Raw genomic sequence first — 16,317 nt, 5'->3', positions numbered from 1 at the left:
ACCAAAACAATCACCAGAGAACCAGAGAACCAGAGAACCAGAGAACCAGAGAACCAGAGAACCAGAGAACCAGAGAACCAGAACCCTACCCCAAAGCCCTCTCCACAGCCCCCCCCACCAAACGCTCCATCAACCCAACCCCCTCCACCTCACCCAGCCCCTTCCCCCGCAACATCCCAGGCAACTGGTTCAACAGCGTCGCCAGCACATGCCCGGTAGCCGCCAGGACCTCGGCCCCCAGCCGCGCCTGTGGCGCAATCAACCGCAGGAGCCCGGTTTCATAGCGCTCCCGCAGGCCCGCCAGACGCGCCTGCTGCTCCCCGGTCAGGCAGCAAAAATCCCGCTCGGCCAGACGAAACTGCAACGGTCGCTCCGCATGCAACTGCCAGTGCGCGGCAATCAGGCAAGCCAGCACTGGCCGGCCCTGGGCCCGCGCCCGACGGCCCAGGTCCAGGGTGGCCTGCAACTCCTCGTACAACTCCTCGATCAAGTCATACAACAGGTCCTGCTTGCTGGGGAAATGGTGGTACAGCGAGCCCGCGGTCAAGCCCACGTGCGCCGCCAGCTCACGCATGCTGACCTGGCCGAAGCCTTTTTCGGCGAACAGGGCCATGGCCCGGTCACGCCGCTCCTCGAAGTTGGCGCAGCGCAGCGCCGCGTTGACCGGGGGCATCACGCGGCTCCTCTAGTAGGTGAAGAAGCCGCGGCCGCTCTTGCGCCCGAGGTAACCGGCGGCAACCATCTCCTTGAGCAGTGGGGCGGGGCGGTACTTGCTGTCGTTGAAGCCTTCGTGGAAGGCCTCCATGATCGCCAGCAAGGTGTCCAGGCCCACCAGGTCGGCCAGGGCCAGCGGGCCGATCGGCTGGTTGCAGCCCAGGCGCATGCCGGTGTCGATGTCCTCGGCGCTGGCCAGGCCTTCCTGGAACACGAAGATCGCCTCGTTGATCATCGGCACCAGGATCCGGTTGACCACGAAGCCCGGACGGTTGCCGGCAGTGATCGGGGTCTTGCCGAGCTTCTCGGTGACCAGCAGCGCCTGGGCGTAGGTCGCATCGCTGGTCTGCAGGCCCCGGATGATCTCGACCAGCGCCATCATCGGCACCGGGTTGAAGAAGTGCACGCCGATGAAACGCTGCGGCTGCTCGATGCTGGCCGCCAGTTGGGTGACCGACAGCGACGAGGTGTTGGTGGCGATCAGGCACTCGGCACCGACATTGGCGGCCACCTGCTGCAGGATGCGCTGCTTGAGGGCGAGGTTCTCGGTGGCCGCCTCGATCACCAGCTGCGCGTCCGCCAACTGGGCGTAGTCGGTGCTGGTGCGGATGCGCGCCTTGGCTGCGCTGGCCTTGTCGGCGTCGATGGTGCCCTTGCCGACCTGGCGCTCCAGGTTCTTGCCCAGGGTCGCCACGCCGCGCTCCAGCGCGGCGTCGGAGACGTCCACCAGCAGGACCTGGTAGCCGGCCAGCGCGCACACCTGGGCGATGCCGTTGCCCATGGTGCCGGCGCCGATCACGGCGATGCGTTCGATGTTCATGTTGCTGACTCCTTTCAGACGCGTTCGAAGACGACGGCGATGCCTTGGCCGCCGCCGATGCACATGGTGGCCAGGGCGTAGCGGCCCTGGACGCGGTGCAGTTCATGGATGGCCTTGGTGGCGATGATCGCGCCGGTGGCGCCGACTGGGTGGCCGAGGGAAATGCCCGAACCGTTGGGGTTGACCTTCTCCGGGTCGAAGCCCAGGGCGCGGGCAACGGCGCAGGCCTGGGAGGCGAAGGCTTCGTTGGATTCGATCACGTCCAGGTCGGCGACCTTCAGGCCGGCCTTCTCCAGCACCTTCTGCGTGGCCGGGATCGGGCCCAGGCCCATCAGTGCCGGCTCCACGCCGGCGTGGGCGTAGGCGACGATCCGCGCCAGTGGCTTGAGGCCCTGGCGGCGCACGGCGTCACCGGTGGCCAGGACCAGGCCGGCGGCGCCGTCGTTGATGCTGCTGGCGTTGCCGGCGGTGACGGTGCCGTCCTTCTTGAATACCGCCTTCATGGCCGCCAGCTGTTCGGCGCTGGCGTCGCCGCGCACGTTCTCGTCCACGGCGAATTGCACGGGGCCTTTGCGGGTCTTGATCTCGATCGGCACGATCTGGCCGTCGAAGCGGCCCTCGGCAATGGCGCGGGCGGCACGGCGCTGGCTGGTCAGGGCGACCTCGTCCTGCATCTCGCGGCTGATGCCGTGGGCCGCCGCGACGTTCTCGGCGGTGATGCCCATGTGGAAGTGCTCGAACGGGTCCTGGAGGATGCCGACCATGTAGTCGATGCCCTGCAGGTCGCCCATGCGCGCGCCCCAGCGGGCCTGTGGCAGCAGGTAGGGGCCGCGGCTCATGGATTCGGCGCCGGCGGCCAGGGCGATGTCGCTGTCGCCCAGCAGCAGGCCCTGGGTGGCTGAAACGATGGCCTGCAGACCCGAGCCGCACAGGCGGTTGACGCTGAAGGCCGGGGTTTCCTTGGGGATGCCTGCGTTCATGGCCGCGACCCGCCCCAGATAGGCGTCGCGTGGCTCGGTGGGGATCACATTGCCCATCACCACATGGCCGATCTGCTCGGCGGCGATGCCCGAACGCTCGATGGCGGCGCGGGTCACCTGGGTGGCGAGGTCGGCCAGTGGCAGGTCCTTGAGCGAACCGCCGAAGCTGCCGATGGCCGAACGTACCGCGCTGACGACAAAGATTTCTGTGCTGCTCATGGGGGCTCCGTTTGCGAAGGCGTGGCGGGGTGGGGGTGGCTCTGCGAGAATGGCGGCCGCACCCTCCCGGGGTGGATCGAGTCTAGGCAAAGGCCTTCAGGTGGCCTATGCCGGATCTGTTCAATCAACCTGGCATTTTTTGCCACTCAGCATAGACAGCGGACTTCTGCCATGCGCGATAGCGATACGGTCGCGGTGTATTTCCTCAATGCCATGCTCCACGCCCTGCGTGAGCGGCCACAGGCGCGCGACGCCCATCTGCGGGCGGTGGGCATTGATCCGCAGGTGCTGGCCGAGCCCCTGGCGCGGGTGCCGGCCAAGGCTTTCGCGCAACTGTGGCTCGCGCTGATCGACGAGCTGCACGACGAGTTCTTCCATCTCGACAGCCACGGCATGCCCCTGGGCAGCTTCGCCCTGATCTGCCGCGGGCTGATCCAGGAGCCTACCCTGGGCAAGGCGCTGCGCCAGTGCCTGGGCAGTTTCGCCCTGTTCTTGCGCGACCTGAACGGCAGCGTCACGGTGCGCGGTGCGCGCACGGTGATCAGCGTGCAGTCGAACATCGCCGATCCGCTGACCCGGGTCTATGCCGAGGAAACCTACCTGGTGCTGGTGATCGGCTTGTTGTGCTGGCTGGCGGGAAGGCGCATCGCCATCGACCGCACCGAACTGGCCCTGGCGCGGCCGGCGCAGGAGGACGACGCGTTGCTGTGGGGGCCGGACTTGCGCCTGGGCAGCGGGCGTACCGAGGTGGAGTTCGACAGCGCCTGGCTGCGCCTGCCGGTGGTGCAGGACCTGGCGGCGCTGAAGGGTTTCCTGCGCAGCGCGCCGCAGGGGCTGGTGATTCGCTTTCGCAACCAGAACGGCCTGGTGGCCGAGGTCTACCGCCACCTGCGTGCCCGCCACTACGGGCAGTGGCCGACCCTCAAGGTCATGGCCGAGCGGCAGGGGCTTGGCGCCAGCAGCTTCCGCCGCCGGCTGGAGCGGGAAGGGCGCTCGTACCAGCAGATCAAGGACGAGGTGCGTCGAGCAATGGCTTTCGAGCTGCTGCGCGAAGGGTGCCTGAGCATTGCCGAGATCGCCGAGCATACCGGGTTCCAGGAGCCCAGCGCGTTTCACCGAGCGTTCAAGAAATGGACCGGGCAGAGTCCGGGCAGTTACCGGGCCAAGGGGAAACATGATTCGTGGTGTACTACGTAGTACGTAATATTCGGGGCAGGTGTCGGGCGATAAACTTGCAGCACCCATCAGATCGAGCGCAGACAGCACAAGACAGTTGCTCCCACATTTGTTGCAACGTGCCGAACCTGTCAGCCTATGGTTGCCCGCCTTGGTGCATGTCTTGAGACAGGTGGGGCGACAGCGCTGTCCACGCTGAGACCGCGTCGGACCCACAAGGCGGACCAGGTAATGGCACAGGATTGACTGGCCCGAAACAGATGTGGGAGCAACTGTCTTGCTCAATTTTTAGAATCTGGCGCGATCCCTGTGGGAGCGGGTTTACCCGCGAAGCAGGCGACGCGGTACCTGGCACCGGCTATGCCGGTGTTCGCGGCTGAAGCCGCTCCCACAGCGACCGCGCGGCCCTCAAGCCACGCGCTACGCCTGTGGGAGCAACTGTCTTGCTCAATTTTTAGAATCTGGCGCGATCCATGTGGGAGCGGGTTTACCCGCGAAGCAGGCGACGCGGTACCTGGCACCGGCTATGCCGGTGTTCGCGGCTGAAGCCGCTCCCACAGCGACCGCGCAGCCCTCAAGCCACGCGCCACGCCTGTGGGAGCAACTGTCTTGCTCAATTTTTAGAATCTGGCGCGATCCCTGTGTGGGCCTTGCGTCGCGATGCGCCGCGCTCGATATCATAGGCGCTGAATTTCTCTCGGCGAACACCCCAGTGCCCAAACCAGCCACTGGCGCAGCATCGTCGGGGTATAGAGGTTGCCGGTGCGGAACGAAAACACGCCGTACTGTTGCGCCTTGCGCGCCTGCCCGGTCATCGCCGTGCGCCAGAAGGCGCGGGGCGGCAGGCATTGGTAGGGGTTCATGGGCTATCCGTGCAGCTCAAGGCTGTAGATGAGATCGTCGTGCCAGCGGCCACCGAGGCGGTAGGCCTCGGGCACACGGCGGGCGAGGGTGAAGCCGCACTTCTCCAGGACCCGGCAGGAGGCAGTGTTGCCGTCGGTGACGGTGGCCTCCAGCGAGGTGAGGTCGGTGGCGATGGCGAAGTCCACGATCACCCGCAGCGATTCACTGCCCAGGCCCTGGCCGTGCCACTCGGGCAGCAGCAGGTAGCCGCACTCGGCATGCCCTGGGCGCAGCACGCGCAGGCCGGTGACTCCGACGTCCCGGCCGCTGGCCTTGTCGGTCATCACCAGGCACAGCCAGTGTTCGGCGCCGGGTGACCAGTCCGGCAGGCGATGCTCGAACCCCCGGCGCACTTCGCTTTCCGGCAGCTCGTCGAACACATGGCGCATGGTCTCGGGCTCGCGGTGGAGCCTGAGGAACAGCGGCCAGTCGGCTTCGGCCAGGGGGCGCAGGTACAACCGATCGGTGTGCAGCTCCAGCATCCGGTGCTCCTTGCGGGATTGGGAGGGCTGGAGGATTTGTACGCCGGGTTGCCTTGAGGTTCAAGCCTTTGTCCGCTGTTTGCGCGATGTGCTGAACAAGCGTCACGGTCCGATGCGCCACGGGCTTGCGGCTCTACTAATCTCAAAGGGCTATTCAAATAACCTTGCGTCCCACCGGAGGTTGACCATGAGAGGCTTGAGCCGCGCACTGGATGATTTTCAGAATGACATCGTCGGTGGCGATTACCTGCACGCCATCAACTGCATGAACGAACTGCTGACCGAGTACCGCCAGGGGCTGTCCGACACGCTCTGGCGGGAAAGTGTGGTCGATCAGTGTCGTCAGCACCCGATATTCCAGTTGCTCAAGCAAGATCCCTATACATCACGCGCCTTCGACAAACCCAGAGGTTATCCGGGGGATGCGGTGATGCTGGACTACGCCTACTACCAACAGCCGCCATCGGATGCCAGCGAGCTGGGCAAGCGGATCTTCAACGTCGTGACCTCTAGCCCGAATGCGCTCAGTGTGCGTTGGCGGCGCGAGCATATCGCCTGGTTGATCGAGCAAATGGCAGGCCAACGGGAAACGTTGGCGCTGATGAGTGTGGCTTGCGGACATTGCCGGGAGCTGGAGCTGCTTACGCCATCGACCCGCGCGCGCATCACCCGTTTCGTTGCCTTTGACAATGATGCCGAGACGCTGGCTCAGGCTAGGCAAGTCTCTCCCGAGATCACGACTTGGCAGTGCAATGTCAAGAGCTTGCCTGAAAACGGTGAGCACAACGGCTTCGACTTCATCTACAGCATTGGTATCTACGACTATCTCAGCCACGCCCAGGCAGCGAAGCTCACCACCTGGCTGATGGCCAGACTCAATCCGGGGGGGCGAATGCTGATTGCGAACTTCACTGCGGACAACTGGGGGCGGGGCTACATGGAAGCGTTCATGGACTGGAACCTGGTGCTTCGATCACGCGAGCAGATGAGAGGGTTCATACCCCAAGGCGCGTCAACGCACACCTGCCTGTACTTCGATCCCTACCGGAATGTCATCTATCTATTGCTCAGCCGACCCGCCAGCTAGGCCGTCAGGCACCTGACCGGACTCCGTGATTAAACGATCAGCTCCGTGTCCATCCTTTGGTGCGCTGGGGTAAAATCTGCACTTCACCCCGGCGCCAACACCCGTCAGACAAAGGACTGTATGCCCGCCATCCCGCTACTGCGTCGTCTTTTCGCAGGTTTCGTCCTTGCAGTGCTCACCGGCTGCCAGCCCGAGCCTGCACCGCCCCTCGACCAGCAACTCTACATCTGGCAACGCCAGTGGCGGCCGGCCCACGAACAGGCCCTGGCCGATAGCCGCGCCGACTTCTCGACCCTGCGTGTGCTGGCCTTGCAGGCCCAGCCCAAGGCAGGCTGGAGCAGGGCGCTGGTCAACCTGCCTCAGCTCAAGGCCGATGGCCGCCCGGTGATCGCCGTGGTGCGGCTGGACGGTCAGCTGCCCGCGCTCGACCAGCAGCTGGCCGGCACCCAGATCGCCCAATTGCTGGCCGACTGGCAGGCCGCCGGCTTGACCCCAAGCGGGCTCGAGATCGACCATGACAGCGGCAGCGCCCGCCTGCCGGGCTATACCGAATTCCTCCTGAAACTGCGCGAGCAACTGCCGCCGGGCCTGAAACTGAGCATCACCGCGCTGCCCGCCTGGCTCGACAGCCCGCACCTGCCGGCGTTGTTGCAGGCGGTGGACAGCAGCGTGTTGCAGGTACACGCGGTGAGCGATCCCCGTCGAGGCCTGTTCGATCCGCTCCAGGCGAAGACCTGGGCCGAACGCTGGAGTCGTGTCGGTGACAGGCCGTTCTACCTGGCCTTGCCCGCCTATGGCGTCGCGCTGTTGCCGGATACCGGCGGTGCGCCGGTGGTGGAAAGCGAAACCCCATTGAACCGGCCCGGCGAGCGCCGCGAGCTGCTGGCCGATCCGCAGCAACTGGCGGACCTGGGCAGGCAACTGCGGGACAAGCCGCCCGCGCATCTGGTCGGGCTGATCTGGTTCCGCCTGCCATTGCCCGGCGACCGCCGGGCCTGGAGCCTGACCACCCTGAAGGCGGTGGCGCGCGGCGACACGCTCGCCAGCCAGTGGCGGGTCGAACTGTCCGGGCAGGGCGGGCTCTTCGACATCAGCCTGGTCAATGTCGGCAATCTCGACTTGGCGGTGCCCGCGCGCGTGGAACTGAACGTCGAATCCTGCGACGCCGCGGATGGGCTCAACGGCTACCGCCTGCAGCAATCCCCCCAACACCTCGTCTTCAACCGCCAGTCCAGCGTGCGTGTGGCCGCTGGCGGCCGGCGCGTCCTCGGTTGGGCGCGCTGCCATGGAATCGATCAAGGAGCATGGAATGTCTACCCCTGACTGGCCCCGACGCTTGCTGTGCCTGTCCCTGAGCGTGCCGGTCGGCACGGCGCTGGCCTGTGGCCCGGACTTCCCGATGCGCCTGCTGGATGACCGGGCACAGACCCTGGCCGAGCTGCCGGAAGGCAATTTCGGCTTCGAGGTGAATCGCCTCGGCGAGCAGCTGGCAGGCCTCAAGCCCACCACCGAGATGACCCTGACCCCTTACTGGGACAGTGACGACAACGACCGACCTTACCGTGAGCAGCGCAGCCGGATCGAGGCCGATGAGTTGCCGGAATCGCTGCGCGAGAAGGTCGCGCAGTTGCGGGCCCTGCAGGATCCACGACAGGTGCTGGAGCAGGGGGCCGAATTGCCGGATGAACTGCGCCTGTACATTGCCGGCGCAGTGGCCTTCGACACCGAGGATAACGCCCTGGCGGCGGACTATTTCGCCAAGGTGCTGGCCCTGCCGGCCGAGCAACGCAAGCTGCGCAGCACCTGGGCGGCCTACTCGCTGGGGCGGGCGCTGATGGCCCGCAGCTTCGAGGCCAGCGATGATCCGCAACAGACGCCGCAGGCCCTGCAAGCCCAGGCGCGCGAGGCCTTCCACCAGGCCCGCGCGCTCAGCGCCGAAGGCTTCAGCGACCCGCTGGAGCTGGGGGTGGCCAGCCTTGGTGAGGAGGCCCGCCTGGCCAAGCTCGCCGGCGACTGGAACAGCGCGATTCAGTTGTATGCCAGCCAGAGCCGCCTGGGCTCGGGCAGCGGCTACAGCTCGCTCAGGCAGCTTGCCGACGAACTGGTGAGCCTGCCGGATGAACAGCTGAAGACACTGCTGGCGCAACCAATGCCGCGCAAGCTGCTCACCGCCTACCTGCTCAGCCATGTCGGCTGGGACTACGACGGTCAGCCGCCAACCCAGGCCCGGCGCCTGCCCGCGTTGCTGCAGGCCAGTGTCGGCGGCAAGTTGGAAGACGCCGACCGCCTGGCTGCGTTGACCTACCAGCAAGGCAACTATGCCGCGACCAGAAGCTATCTGCAGCAGGCAGGCGACACCGGACTTGCCTGGTGGCTGCGCGCCAAGCTGGCCTTGCGCGACGGCGACAAGACCCAGGCTGCGGCTGCCTATGCCAAGGCCGCCGCCGCGTTCCCCCGCGAAGAGTCATGGGGTTCGCGACAGACACCCGATTGGGACTACGAAAGCGTGAAGCCCGGCTGCCGCGTCGAAGGCGAAGGCGCGATCCTGGCGTTGGAGCGCGGCGACTACCTGCAGGCCTTCGACCTGCTGTACCGCAGCCAGGAGATCTACTGGCAGGACACGGCCAGCGTGGCCGACCGCGTGCTGACCCTGGATGAGCTCAAAGGCTACGTCGATGCCCATGTGCCGGCGCCGCCAGCACCCAAGGTGGAAGAGGGCGGCTATGTGCCGCGCCCGGTAGCGACACAGTTGCGCGAGCTGCTGGGGCGACGCTTGCTGCGCGAAGGACGCTACGACGAAGCACCCGGCTACTTCGCCACGCCGCAGTTGCAGGCCGACGCCAAGGCCTACGGCCAGCACCGCCAGGATGCCGTCTCACGCTGGACACCTACCGGCCGGGCTGAAGCACTGTACGCCGCAGCGACTTTGGCGCGCAGCGCGGGCATGGAGATCCTCGGTTATGAAATGGCGCCCGACTACGCCTGGCTGGGCGGCAGCTACAGCCTGGGCAGCGCCGAAGTGCAGCCAGGGCCGTTCCTGGCCGCGGGCGAAGTGCAGCGCCAACTGGCGACCGAGGCCAAGCCCGATCAGCGCTACCACTACCGCTATGTCGCCGCCGACCTGGCCAACCAGGCCGCTGACCAACTGCCACGCAGCAGCCAGGCCTTTGCCGCGGTGCTGTGCACGGCGGCCGGATGGGTGCCCGGCAGCGAACAGGAAAGCGCGTTGTACAGACGCTATGTCCAGCAGGGGCCGTTCGTGCAGTGGGCGGAAGATTTCGGCAAGCAGTGCGAAGAGCCCCGGTTCGATCAGGCTAACAAGCGCTACCTGACCGAGAAGCTCGATAGCGTGCGCACGGCGTTGCGGCCGTACAAGGCGCAGGTGCTGCCGGTGGGGTTGGTGGTGCTGGCGGGGGTTGCCTGGGCGTGGATGCGGCGGCGCAAGGCTAGGGGTTGATATGAGGGGCGGCGCTGGATTCTCGAGGTGTAGGACGAGAGAGTTGCAGCGCCTATCAGATCGAGCGCCGCCCGCGCGGCGCTCGGTCTCAAGGGCGCGACAAGACTACCGCCAGGCACCTGTCCGCCACAACGCGGTCAAAAGACAGCCATGAGCCGCCCCACGGGTTTCAGTTCTGCGCGGTCTTCTGACCAGCCTCCAGCTTCACCGTCTCCTCCAGGGTGAAACGCCCCAGCGGGTTCTGCAGGAAGTTCTGGATATTGCTGCGCGAGATGTTGATGTACGGGCTGTAATACAGGTCGATCCAGTGCACGTCCTGCTTGGCCAGCTTCTGCAGGTCCTGGTACATCTGCTTGCGCTTGACCGGGTCGGTTTCCACCCGGGCCGCGGCCACCAGGTCCTTGACCTTGTCGTTGTGGTAGCGGGTCATGTAGTTCATGTTGGTGTCGTGGCCCAGCACGAAGGTGGTCTTCTGGTCCGGGTCGAGCACGTCATTGGTCCAGTACATCACCGACAGGTCATAGTCACCGTCGACCAGCATCTGCCAGCTCTGGGTCGGGTCGACCTTCTGCAGGTTGGCGGTGATGCCGACATCGGCCAGCTGCTTTTGCACCAGCACGGCGATCTGCTCGTCGGCCTCGTTGCCGGCGTTGACCACGTAGTTGACCTTCAGCCCCTCGGCACCGGCTTTTTTCAGCAGCTCGCGGGCCTTGGCCGGGTCGAACGGGCGCTGCGGGTTGTCGGCGTTGTGGTAGAGCGCACCCTTGGGAATGTACGAGTAGGCCATTTCGCCGTGACCGAAGGTCACCGTGTCCACCAGCGCCTTCTTGTCGATCGCCAGGTCGATGGCCTCGCGCACTTCCTGTTTGCCCAGCAGGCCCTTGGAGTGGTTGATCAGCAGGTGGTCTTCACGGGTCGAGGGGTCGATATGGATGGTGATCTTCTTGTCCTTCTGCAACTCGTCCACCTGGGTGAACGGCACAAAGATCGCCGAGTCCAGTTCGCCGGCCTGGACCTTCATCATGCGCGTGCGGTCATCCGGGATGGAGATCCACTCCACGCCATCCAGGCTGACCTTGTCGGCCTGCCAGAACTCCGGGTTCTTCTCCAGGATCACCCGGTCGCCCCGTAGCCATTCCTTGAGTTTGAAGGCCCCGGACACCACCGGGTTCTGTGCGTATTCCTCCTCGCCGAGCTTGTCCATGGCCTTTTTCGACAGGATCGAGATGTTGGCGGTGGCGAGCTGGGCCAGGAACGGCACCGACTTGCTGTGCAGGGTCACCACCAGGGTATGCGGGTCGGCGGCCTTGGCGGTGTCGATGATCTTGTACGAGTCGGCCCAGAGCGAACCCGGGTTGTCGCGGATGCGCAGCAGGGAGAAGGCGGCGTCCTCGGCGGTGATCGGCGAGCCGTCGGAGAACTTGGCCTCGCGCATCTTGAAGGTGTAGGTCAGGCCGTCGTCGGAAACCTTCCAGCTTTCGGCCAGGCCCGGCACCAGCCGGGTGCCGCTGTTGTCGACGCGGATCAGCACGTCATAGACGTTGGCGAACACCCAGCTGTCGCGGTTCTGCGCGCTCTTGATCGGGTCGAAGGTGGTGCTTTCCTCACGGCAGCCGATGGTCAGCACGCCGGCGGCCTGGGCCATGCCGCTGGCCAGGGTGCTGGCAGCCAGTATGGCGGCGGTGAGAAGTTTCAATGCGGCGGGTTTCATGCTCAAGCTCCGTTTGATGGTCATGGTGGTGATGTCAGCAGGGCAGTTGCGAGTGAACGCAGGCGTGGCGCCGGGCGCCCTGGATATGCTCGGGTGGCGCGGTTTCGCCGCAGCCGGGCAGCGCATGCCGGCAGCGCGGATGGAAGGCGCAGCCGGATGGCAGGTTCAGTGGGCTCGGCGGCTCGCCGGCCAGCGGGTCCTGGGGCAGGCGTCGGGCCGGGTCGATGTCGGCGATGGACTGGATCAGCGCGGCGGTGTAGGGGTGGCGCGGGGCGGTAAAGACCTCATGCACCGGGCCTTCCTCGACGATCTGCCCCAGGTACATCACCGCCACCCGGTCGCACAGGCGGCGCACCACGCCCAGGTCATGGGTGATGAACAGCAGCGCCAGGCCCATGCGCTCGCGCAGCTCCAGCAGCAGGTTGATGATCTGCCCCTGGATCGACACGTCCAGCGCGGCGACACATTCATCGGCGACGATCAGCCTGGGCTCGACGGCCAGGGCCCGGGCGATGCCGACCCGCTGGCACTGGCCACCGCTCAGCGAACCGGGTCGGCGTTCGGCCAGCTCGGCGCGCAGGCCGACCAGCTCGAGCAGTTCACCGACCCGGGCCGGAATCTGCGTGGCGGGCACCTTGCGCTGCACTTGCAGCACTTCGGCGAGGATCTGGCCGATGCGCTGGCGCGGGTTGAGCGCGCTGTACGGGTCCTGGAAGATCATCGCGGTCTCGCGGCGCAGGCGGGCGATATCCGCCGGGCTGCCCTGGTTCATGTCGGTGCCGTCGAACAGCACCTGGCCGCCGCAGCTCGGGGTGAGCTGGAGGATGGCCCGGGCCAGGGTGCTCTTGCCGCAGCCCGATTCGCCCACCAGGCCGAGGGTTTCGCCGGCGGCGAGATTCAGCGAGGCGCCGTTGACCGCGCTGACCTTGCGCGGACGCAGGTTGAACAGGCCGCTGCCGGCGGCGGGAAATTGAACCTGCAGGTCCTTGACCTGCAACAACGTGGTCATGACAGGCCTCCGGCCAGCAGCGGGGTATGGCAGGCCAGGCGGTGGCCGGGGCTTGCCTCCAGCAGTTCGGGCAATTGTTGCCGGCAGAGCGGCATGGCCTGGGGGCAACGTGATTCGAAGCGGCAGCCCGCCGGCAGGTCATCGAGCAGCGGTGGCTGCCCGGCGATGGTGGTCATGCGCACTGCCTCGGGTTGCGCCGCCGGATGACAGGCCAGCAGCCCGGCGCTGTACGGATGTCGAGGCTGGGCCAGCATTTCGTGCTTGGCGCCGTGTTCGCAGAGGCGCCCGGCGTACATCACGGCGATGCTGTCGCAGGTCTGCGCCACCACGCCCAGGTCGTGGCTGATCAGGATCATCGACAGCCCGCGGCGGTCGCGCAGCTCCAGCAGCAGGCGCAGGATCTGCGCCTGCACGGTGACATCCAGGGCCGTGGTCGGCTCGTCGGCGATCAGCACCTTGGGGTTGCAGCCCAGGGCCACGGCGATCATCGCCCGTTGGCGCATGCCGCCGGAAAACTCATGGGGATAGTTGTCGACCCGGGACTTCGGGTCGGGGATACCGACCTGGCGCAGCACCTCGATTGCTTCGGCCCGGGCCTCGCGACGCGAAACGCCCTGGTGCAGGCGGATGCCCTCGGCGATCTGCTCGCCGATGCGCATCAGCGGGTCCAGGTGGCTGCTGGGGTTCTGGAAGATCATCCCCAGCTCGCGCCCACGCAGGCGGCGCATGCCGGCTTCGTCCAGCTGCAGCAGGTCGTGGCCCGCCAGGCGCACGGCCTGGCCCTCGACCCGCAGGTTCGGCGCCGGCAGCAGGCGCATCAGGCCCCGGCAGGCCAGGGTCTTGCCCGAGCCGCTTTCGCCCACCAGGCCGAGGATCTCGCCTTCGCCAAGGTCGAAGGACAGCCGGTCGACCAGGGTGATATCCCGTTGGCCGGCACGGGCGATGACGCTCAGTCCGCGGACCTGGAGCAGGGGCGTGGTCATGAGCGGTCTCCCAGGCGTTCGGCGACGCCGTCGGCCAGCAGGCTGAAGCCCATGGCCAGGGTCACCACCGCCAGGCCTGGGAAGGTGCAGATCCACCAGGCGCTGGTGATGAAGCTCTGCCCCTCGGCGACCATGGTGCCCCATTCCGGGGTCGGCGGTTGCACACCGAGGCCCAGGTAGCTGACGGCGGCGCCGTTGAGCAGCACCAGCACGGCGTCCGACATGCAGAACACCACCGAGCCGAACAGCGCGTTGGGCAGCAGGTGGCCGAACAGCGTGCGTCGGTGGCTGAAGCCCAGGCTCCTGGCGGCCAGGGCGAAGTCGCTGTGCTTGAGCACGAGGATCTGCGAGCGGATCAGCCGCGCATAGGACACCCAGCCGACCAGCGCCATGGCGATGTAGAAACTGCCCAGGCCCGGACCGAGTATGGCCATGATCGCCAGCATCAGCACCAGGAACGGAAAGGCCAGGACAATGTCGATCAGGCGCATGCAGGCGTTGTCCAGCCAACCGCCGACGTAACCGGACACCGCGCCGATGCAGGTGCCGAGCAGGAACGGGAAGATCACCCCGATCAGGGCCATCTGCAGGTCGACCCGGGCGCCCCAGATCACCCGCGAGAGCACGTCGCGGCCGAAGTTGTCGGTGCCGAAGGGATGCGCCAGGCTTGGCGCGGCCAGGCGCAGGTCGCCGTTCTGCAGCAGCGGATCGAATGGCGCGACCCACGGCGCGCACAGCGCCAGCAGGCACCAGCCGAGGACGATGGCCAGGCCGCAGTACAGGGTCAGGCGACCATCGCCGAGGTTCCAGGCCAGGCGTGCGCGCAGGGCGAGGGTGGCGCTCATTGGATCTTCACCCGCGGATCGAGGACGGTGGTCGCCACGTCGGCGAGGAAGTTCACCGCCACCGTGGCGCAGGCCAGCACCATGGCAACGCCCTGGACCACCATGTAGTCACGGGTGAAGATGCCGCGCACCAGCAATTGGCCGACGCCCGGCAGGGAGAACAGGCTCTCGATCACCACCGTGCCGCTGATCAGCCAGCCGATGTTGACCGCCAGCAGGTTGATGGTCGGCACCATGGAGTTGGGCAGGACATGCCGGCGCAGGATCGCCCCTTCGCCCAGGCCCCGGGCACGGGCGGCGGTGACATGGTCGGCCTGCATCTCCAGCAGGATGCTGGCGCGCAGGTTGCGCACCAGCACCGCCGACAGCGCCAGGGCGATGGTCAGGCAGGGCAGCACCAGGTGGTGCAGCTTGTCGGTCCAGGTACGGCCATAGCCGGACACCGGGAACAGCCCCCAGTGCACGCTGAACAGCAGGATCAGCATCAGCCCCAGCCAGAAGGCCGGCAAGCCGAGGCCGGCGGTGGTGAACAGGCGGATCAGGTTGTCGGCCCAGCCGCCCTTGTGGCGGGCGGCGAGGATGGCCAGCGGCACGGCGATCAGCAGCGCCAGGGCGACGCTGCCCAACACCAGCATCAGGGTCGGCTCGATGCGGCTGGCGATCAGCGGCAGGGCGTCGACCTTGTACAGCAGCGACTTGCCCAGGTCACCATTGAGCAGGTTCTTCAGGAAGTACAGGTATTGCACCCAGATCGGCTCGTCGAGGCCGAACTGGGCGCGGATTTTCTGGATCGCGTCCGGTGTGCTGCGCGCGCCCAGCAGTACCCGCGCCGGATCGCCCGGGATCGAGCGCACCAGCACGAAGGTGATGATGCTGATGCCCAGCAGCACCGGCAGCAGTTGCAACGGACGGATGAGGACGAACCGGTAGCGGGCCAGGCTCATCGATCAGCCCCGGTTACGTTGCAGGAAATCCAGCAACACCGGGAAATAGGCCTGGGGCTCTTCGTAGAACGGCATATGGCTGCTGTTGGGGAACACGTGCAGCTCGGCGCGCTCATGCAGCGCCAGCTTCATGCGCATGGCGCAGGCCGGGGTCAGTTCGTCGTGCTGGCCGGTGGTGATCAGCACCGGCATGCGGAACGAGCCCATTTGCTCGAGGCGGTTCCAGTCCTTGAGGTTGCCGATATAAAGGAACTCGTTGGGGCCCTGCATGGTGGCGTAGGGGCCCATGTTCCAGTCGCCCAGCGAGCGCTGGATCGGCGCCGGCCATTCATCGAGCCGGCAGACATGGCGGTAGTTGAGCAGGGTGATGGCGGCCTGGTACTGCGGGTGGTCGAGGGTGCCCATGGCCTCGTGGCGCTGCATCATCGCCACTGTTTCGCTGCCCAGGGCGCCGCGCAGGCGCTCCAGCTCGGTGATCAGGTGCGGAATGTCGCCGACGGTGTTCTCGAGAATCAGACTTTTCAGCGACTGCGGGTGATGAATGGCGTACTCGATCGCCAGCCAGCCGCCCCAGGAGTGCCCGAGCATGTGCACACGGCCCAGGTCCAGGGCCTGGCGCACCTGCTCGACCTCGGCCACGTAGCGGGTGATGTTCCACAGGCTGTCGTCATCCGGGCGGTCGGAGGCGCCGGTGCCCAGCTGGTCGAAGGCGACCACGCGGATACCCTTGTCCTTGAGCCAGGCATGGGCGTCGCGCAGGTAGTCGCAGGGCAGCCCCGGCCCGCCATTGAGGCACAGCAGCACCTCGTCCCCTTCACCAAAGCTGTACACCACGAGATTGTGGCCATCGACCGATACGTTGAACTGCTGGTCAGGTTGCATCTCACGCCACATCGCTACTCTCCTGTTGGCCATGGCTTGCAGCTATAACTAGCGCAGGAGTTTTCGTCGCCTACAAGCTAGTGTTTCCTATAGGTTTCGTATGGC

At 66.3% G+C, this 16,317-nt stretch carries 15 protein-coding genes; 4 read left to right on the top strand and 11 right to left on the bottom strand.

Annotated features, from left to right (window positions below; translation table 11 throughout):
- Window positions 1-85: 85 nt before the first annotated feature.
- The 3 genes from NMG10_RS07045 to NMG10_RS07035 are packed head-to-tail and all read right to left on the bottom strand — an operon-like array spanning window position 86 to window position 2,733.
- Window positions 86-673 (bottom strand): TetR/AcrR family transcriptional regulator, encoded by a 588-nt coding sequence (locus NMG10_RS07045; protein WP_254464062.1) that lies wholly within the window; start codon window positions 671-673, stop codon window positions 86-88.
- 12 nt (window positions 674-685) lie between these two features.
- Window positions 686-1,534, bottom strand: a complete 849-nt coding sequence (locus NMG10_RS07040) for a 3-hydroxybutyryl-CoA dehydrogenase (RefSeq protein ID WP_186715304.1) — start codon at window positions 1,532-1,534, stop codon at window positions 686-688.
- A 14-nt stretch (window positions 1,535-1,548) separates the two neighbouring features.
- Window positions 1,549-2,733, bottom strand: coding sequence for an acetyl-CoA C-acyltransferase family protein (locus NMG10_RS07035; RefSeq protein ID WP_203646910.1), 1,185 nt, complete (start codon window positions 2,731-2,733; stop codon window positions 1,549-1,551).
- 171 nt (window positions 2,734-2,904) lie between these two features.
- Between NMG10_RS07035 and NMG10_RS07030 the strand changes: the two genes are divergently transcribed.
- Window positions 2,905-3,930, top strand: coding sequence for an AraC family transcriptional regulator (locus tag NMG10_RS07030; RefSeq protein WP_254464061.1), 1,026 nt, complete (start codon window positions 2,905-2,907; stop codon window positions 3,928-3,930).
- Window positions 3,931-4,586: 656 nt separating this feature from the next.
- On the opposite strand, the gene NMG10_RS07025 is transcribed toward NMG10_RS07030, so the two are convergent.
- Together NMG10_RS07025 and NMG10_RS07020 are read right to left on the bottom strand one after the other, a co-directional pair.
- Window positions 4,587-4,772: a hypothetical protein gene (locus NMG10_RS07025; protein WP_254464060.1), complete on the bottom strand. Its 186-nt coding sequence runs from the start codon at window positions 4,770-4,772 to the stop codon at window positions 4,587-4,589.
- 3 nt (window positions 4,773-4,775) lie between these two features.
- On the bottom strand, window positions 4,776-5,294 hold the full coding sequence (locus NMG10_RS07020) for a GNAT family N-acetyltransferase (RefSeq protein ID WP_254464059.1): 519 nt from the start codon (window positions 5,292-5,294) through the stop codon (window positions 4,776-4,778).
- 187 nt (window positions 5,295-5,481) lie between these two features.
- Between NMG10_RS07020 and NMG10_RS07015 the strand changes: the two genes are divergently transcribed.
- From NMG10_RS07015 to NMG10_RS07005, 3 genes are all read left to right on the top strand, one after another.
- Entirely contained in the window at window positions 5,482-6,381 is a 900-nt protein-coding gene (locus NMG10_RS07015) for a class I SAM-dependent methyltransferase (RefSeq protein ID WP_254464058.1), read from the top strand.
- Window positions 6,382-6,501: 120 nt separating this feature from the next.
- A complete protein-coding gene (locus NMG10_RS07010) occupies window positions 6,502-7,704 on the top strand; it encodes a DUF3142 domain-containing protein (RefSeq protein ID WP_254464057.1) in 1,203 nt (400 codons plus the stop codon).
- Window positions 7,691-9,838, top strand: coding sequence for a hypothetical protein (locus NMG10_RS07005; RefSeq protein WP_254464056.1), 2,148 nt, complete (start codon window positions 7,691-7,693; stop codon window positions 9,836-9,838). Before NMG10_RS07010 ends, NMG10_RS07005 begins: the two co-directional genes overlap by 14 nt.
- Window positions 9,839-10,007: 169 nt before the next feature.
- Here the strand turns inward: NMG10_RS07005 and NMG10_RS07000 are convergent, their stop codons facing one another.
- From NMG10_RS07000 to NMG10_RS06975, 6 genes are read right to left on the bottom strand one after another with little or no spacing between them, the layout of a single operon-like run.
- Window positions 10,008-11,549, bottom strand: coding sequence for an ABC transporter substrate-binding protein (locus tag NMG10_RS07000; RefSeq protein ID WP_203646902.1), 1,542 nt, complete (start codon window positions 11,547-11,549; stop codon window positions 10,008-10,010).
- A gap of 34 nt (window positions 11,550-11,583) precedes the next feature.
- The gene (locus tag NMG10_RS06995; protein ID WP_254464055.1) at window positions 11,584-12,558 is read right to left on the bottom strand and encodes an ABC transporter ATP-binding protein; all 975 of its coding nucleotides are present in this window, start codon (window positions 12,556-12,558) and stop codon (window positions 11,584-11,586) included.
- Window positions 12,555-13,541 carry an ABC transporter ATP-binding protein gene (locus NMG10_RS06990; RefSeq protein WP_254464054.1) on the bottom strand — a complete coding sequence of 329 codons (987 nt, stop codon included), beginning with the start codon at window positions 13,539-13,541 and terminating at the stop codon, window positions 12,555-12,557. Before NMG10_RS06990 ends, NMG10_RS06995 begins: the two co-directional genes overlap by 4 nt.
- A complete protein-coding gene (locus tag NMG10_RS06985) occupies window positions 13,538-14,386 on the bottom strand; it encodes an ABC transporter permease (protein ID WP_234560360.1) in 849 nt (282 codons plus the stop codon). The genes NMG10_RS06990 and NMG10_RS06985 overlap by 4 nt, the downstream gene beginning before the upstream one ends.
- Window positions 14,383-15,330, bottom strand: a complete 948-nt coding sequence (locus NMG10_RS06980; RefSeq protein ID WP_203646897.1) for an ABC transporter permease — start codon at window positions 15,328-15,330, stop codon at window positions 14,383-14,385. Before NMG10_RS06980 ends, NMG10_RS06985 begins: the two co-directional genes overlap by 4 nt.
- 3 nt (window positions 15,331-15,333) lie before the next feature.
- Complete coding sequence (locus NMG10_RS06975) at window positions 15,334-16,224, bottom strand: proline iminopeptidase-family hydrolase (protein WP_203646895.1); 891 nt, start codon at window positions 16,222-16,224, stop codon at window positions 15,334-15,336.
- Window positions 16,225-16,317: the final 93 nt, after the last annotated feature.

Source organism: Pseudomonas sp. DVZ6 (genome assembly GCF_024259445.1).
Lineage (GTDB): Bacteria > Pseudomonadota > Gammaproteobacteria > Pseudomonadales > Pseudomonadaceae > Aquipseudomonas > Aquipseudomonas peradeniyensis.
The sequence above is the reverse complement of the archived record's forward strand: the minus strand, read 5'-3'. Positions and strand labels throughout refer to the sequence as shown.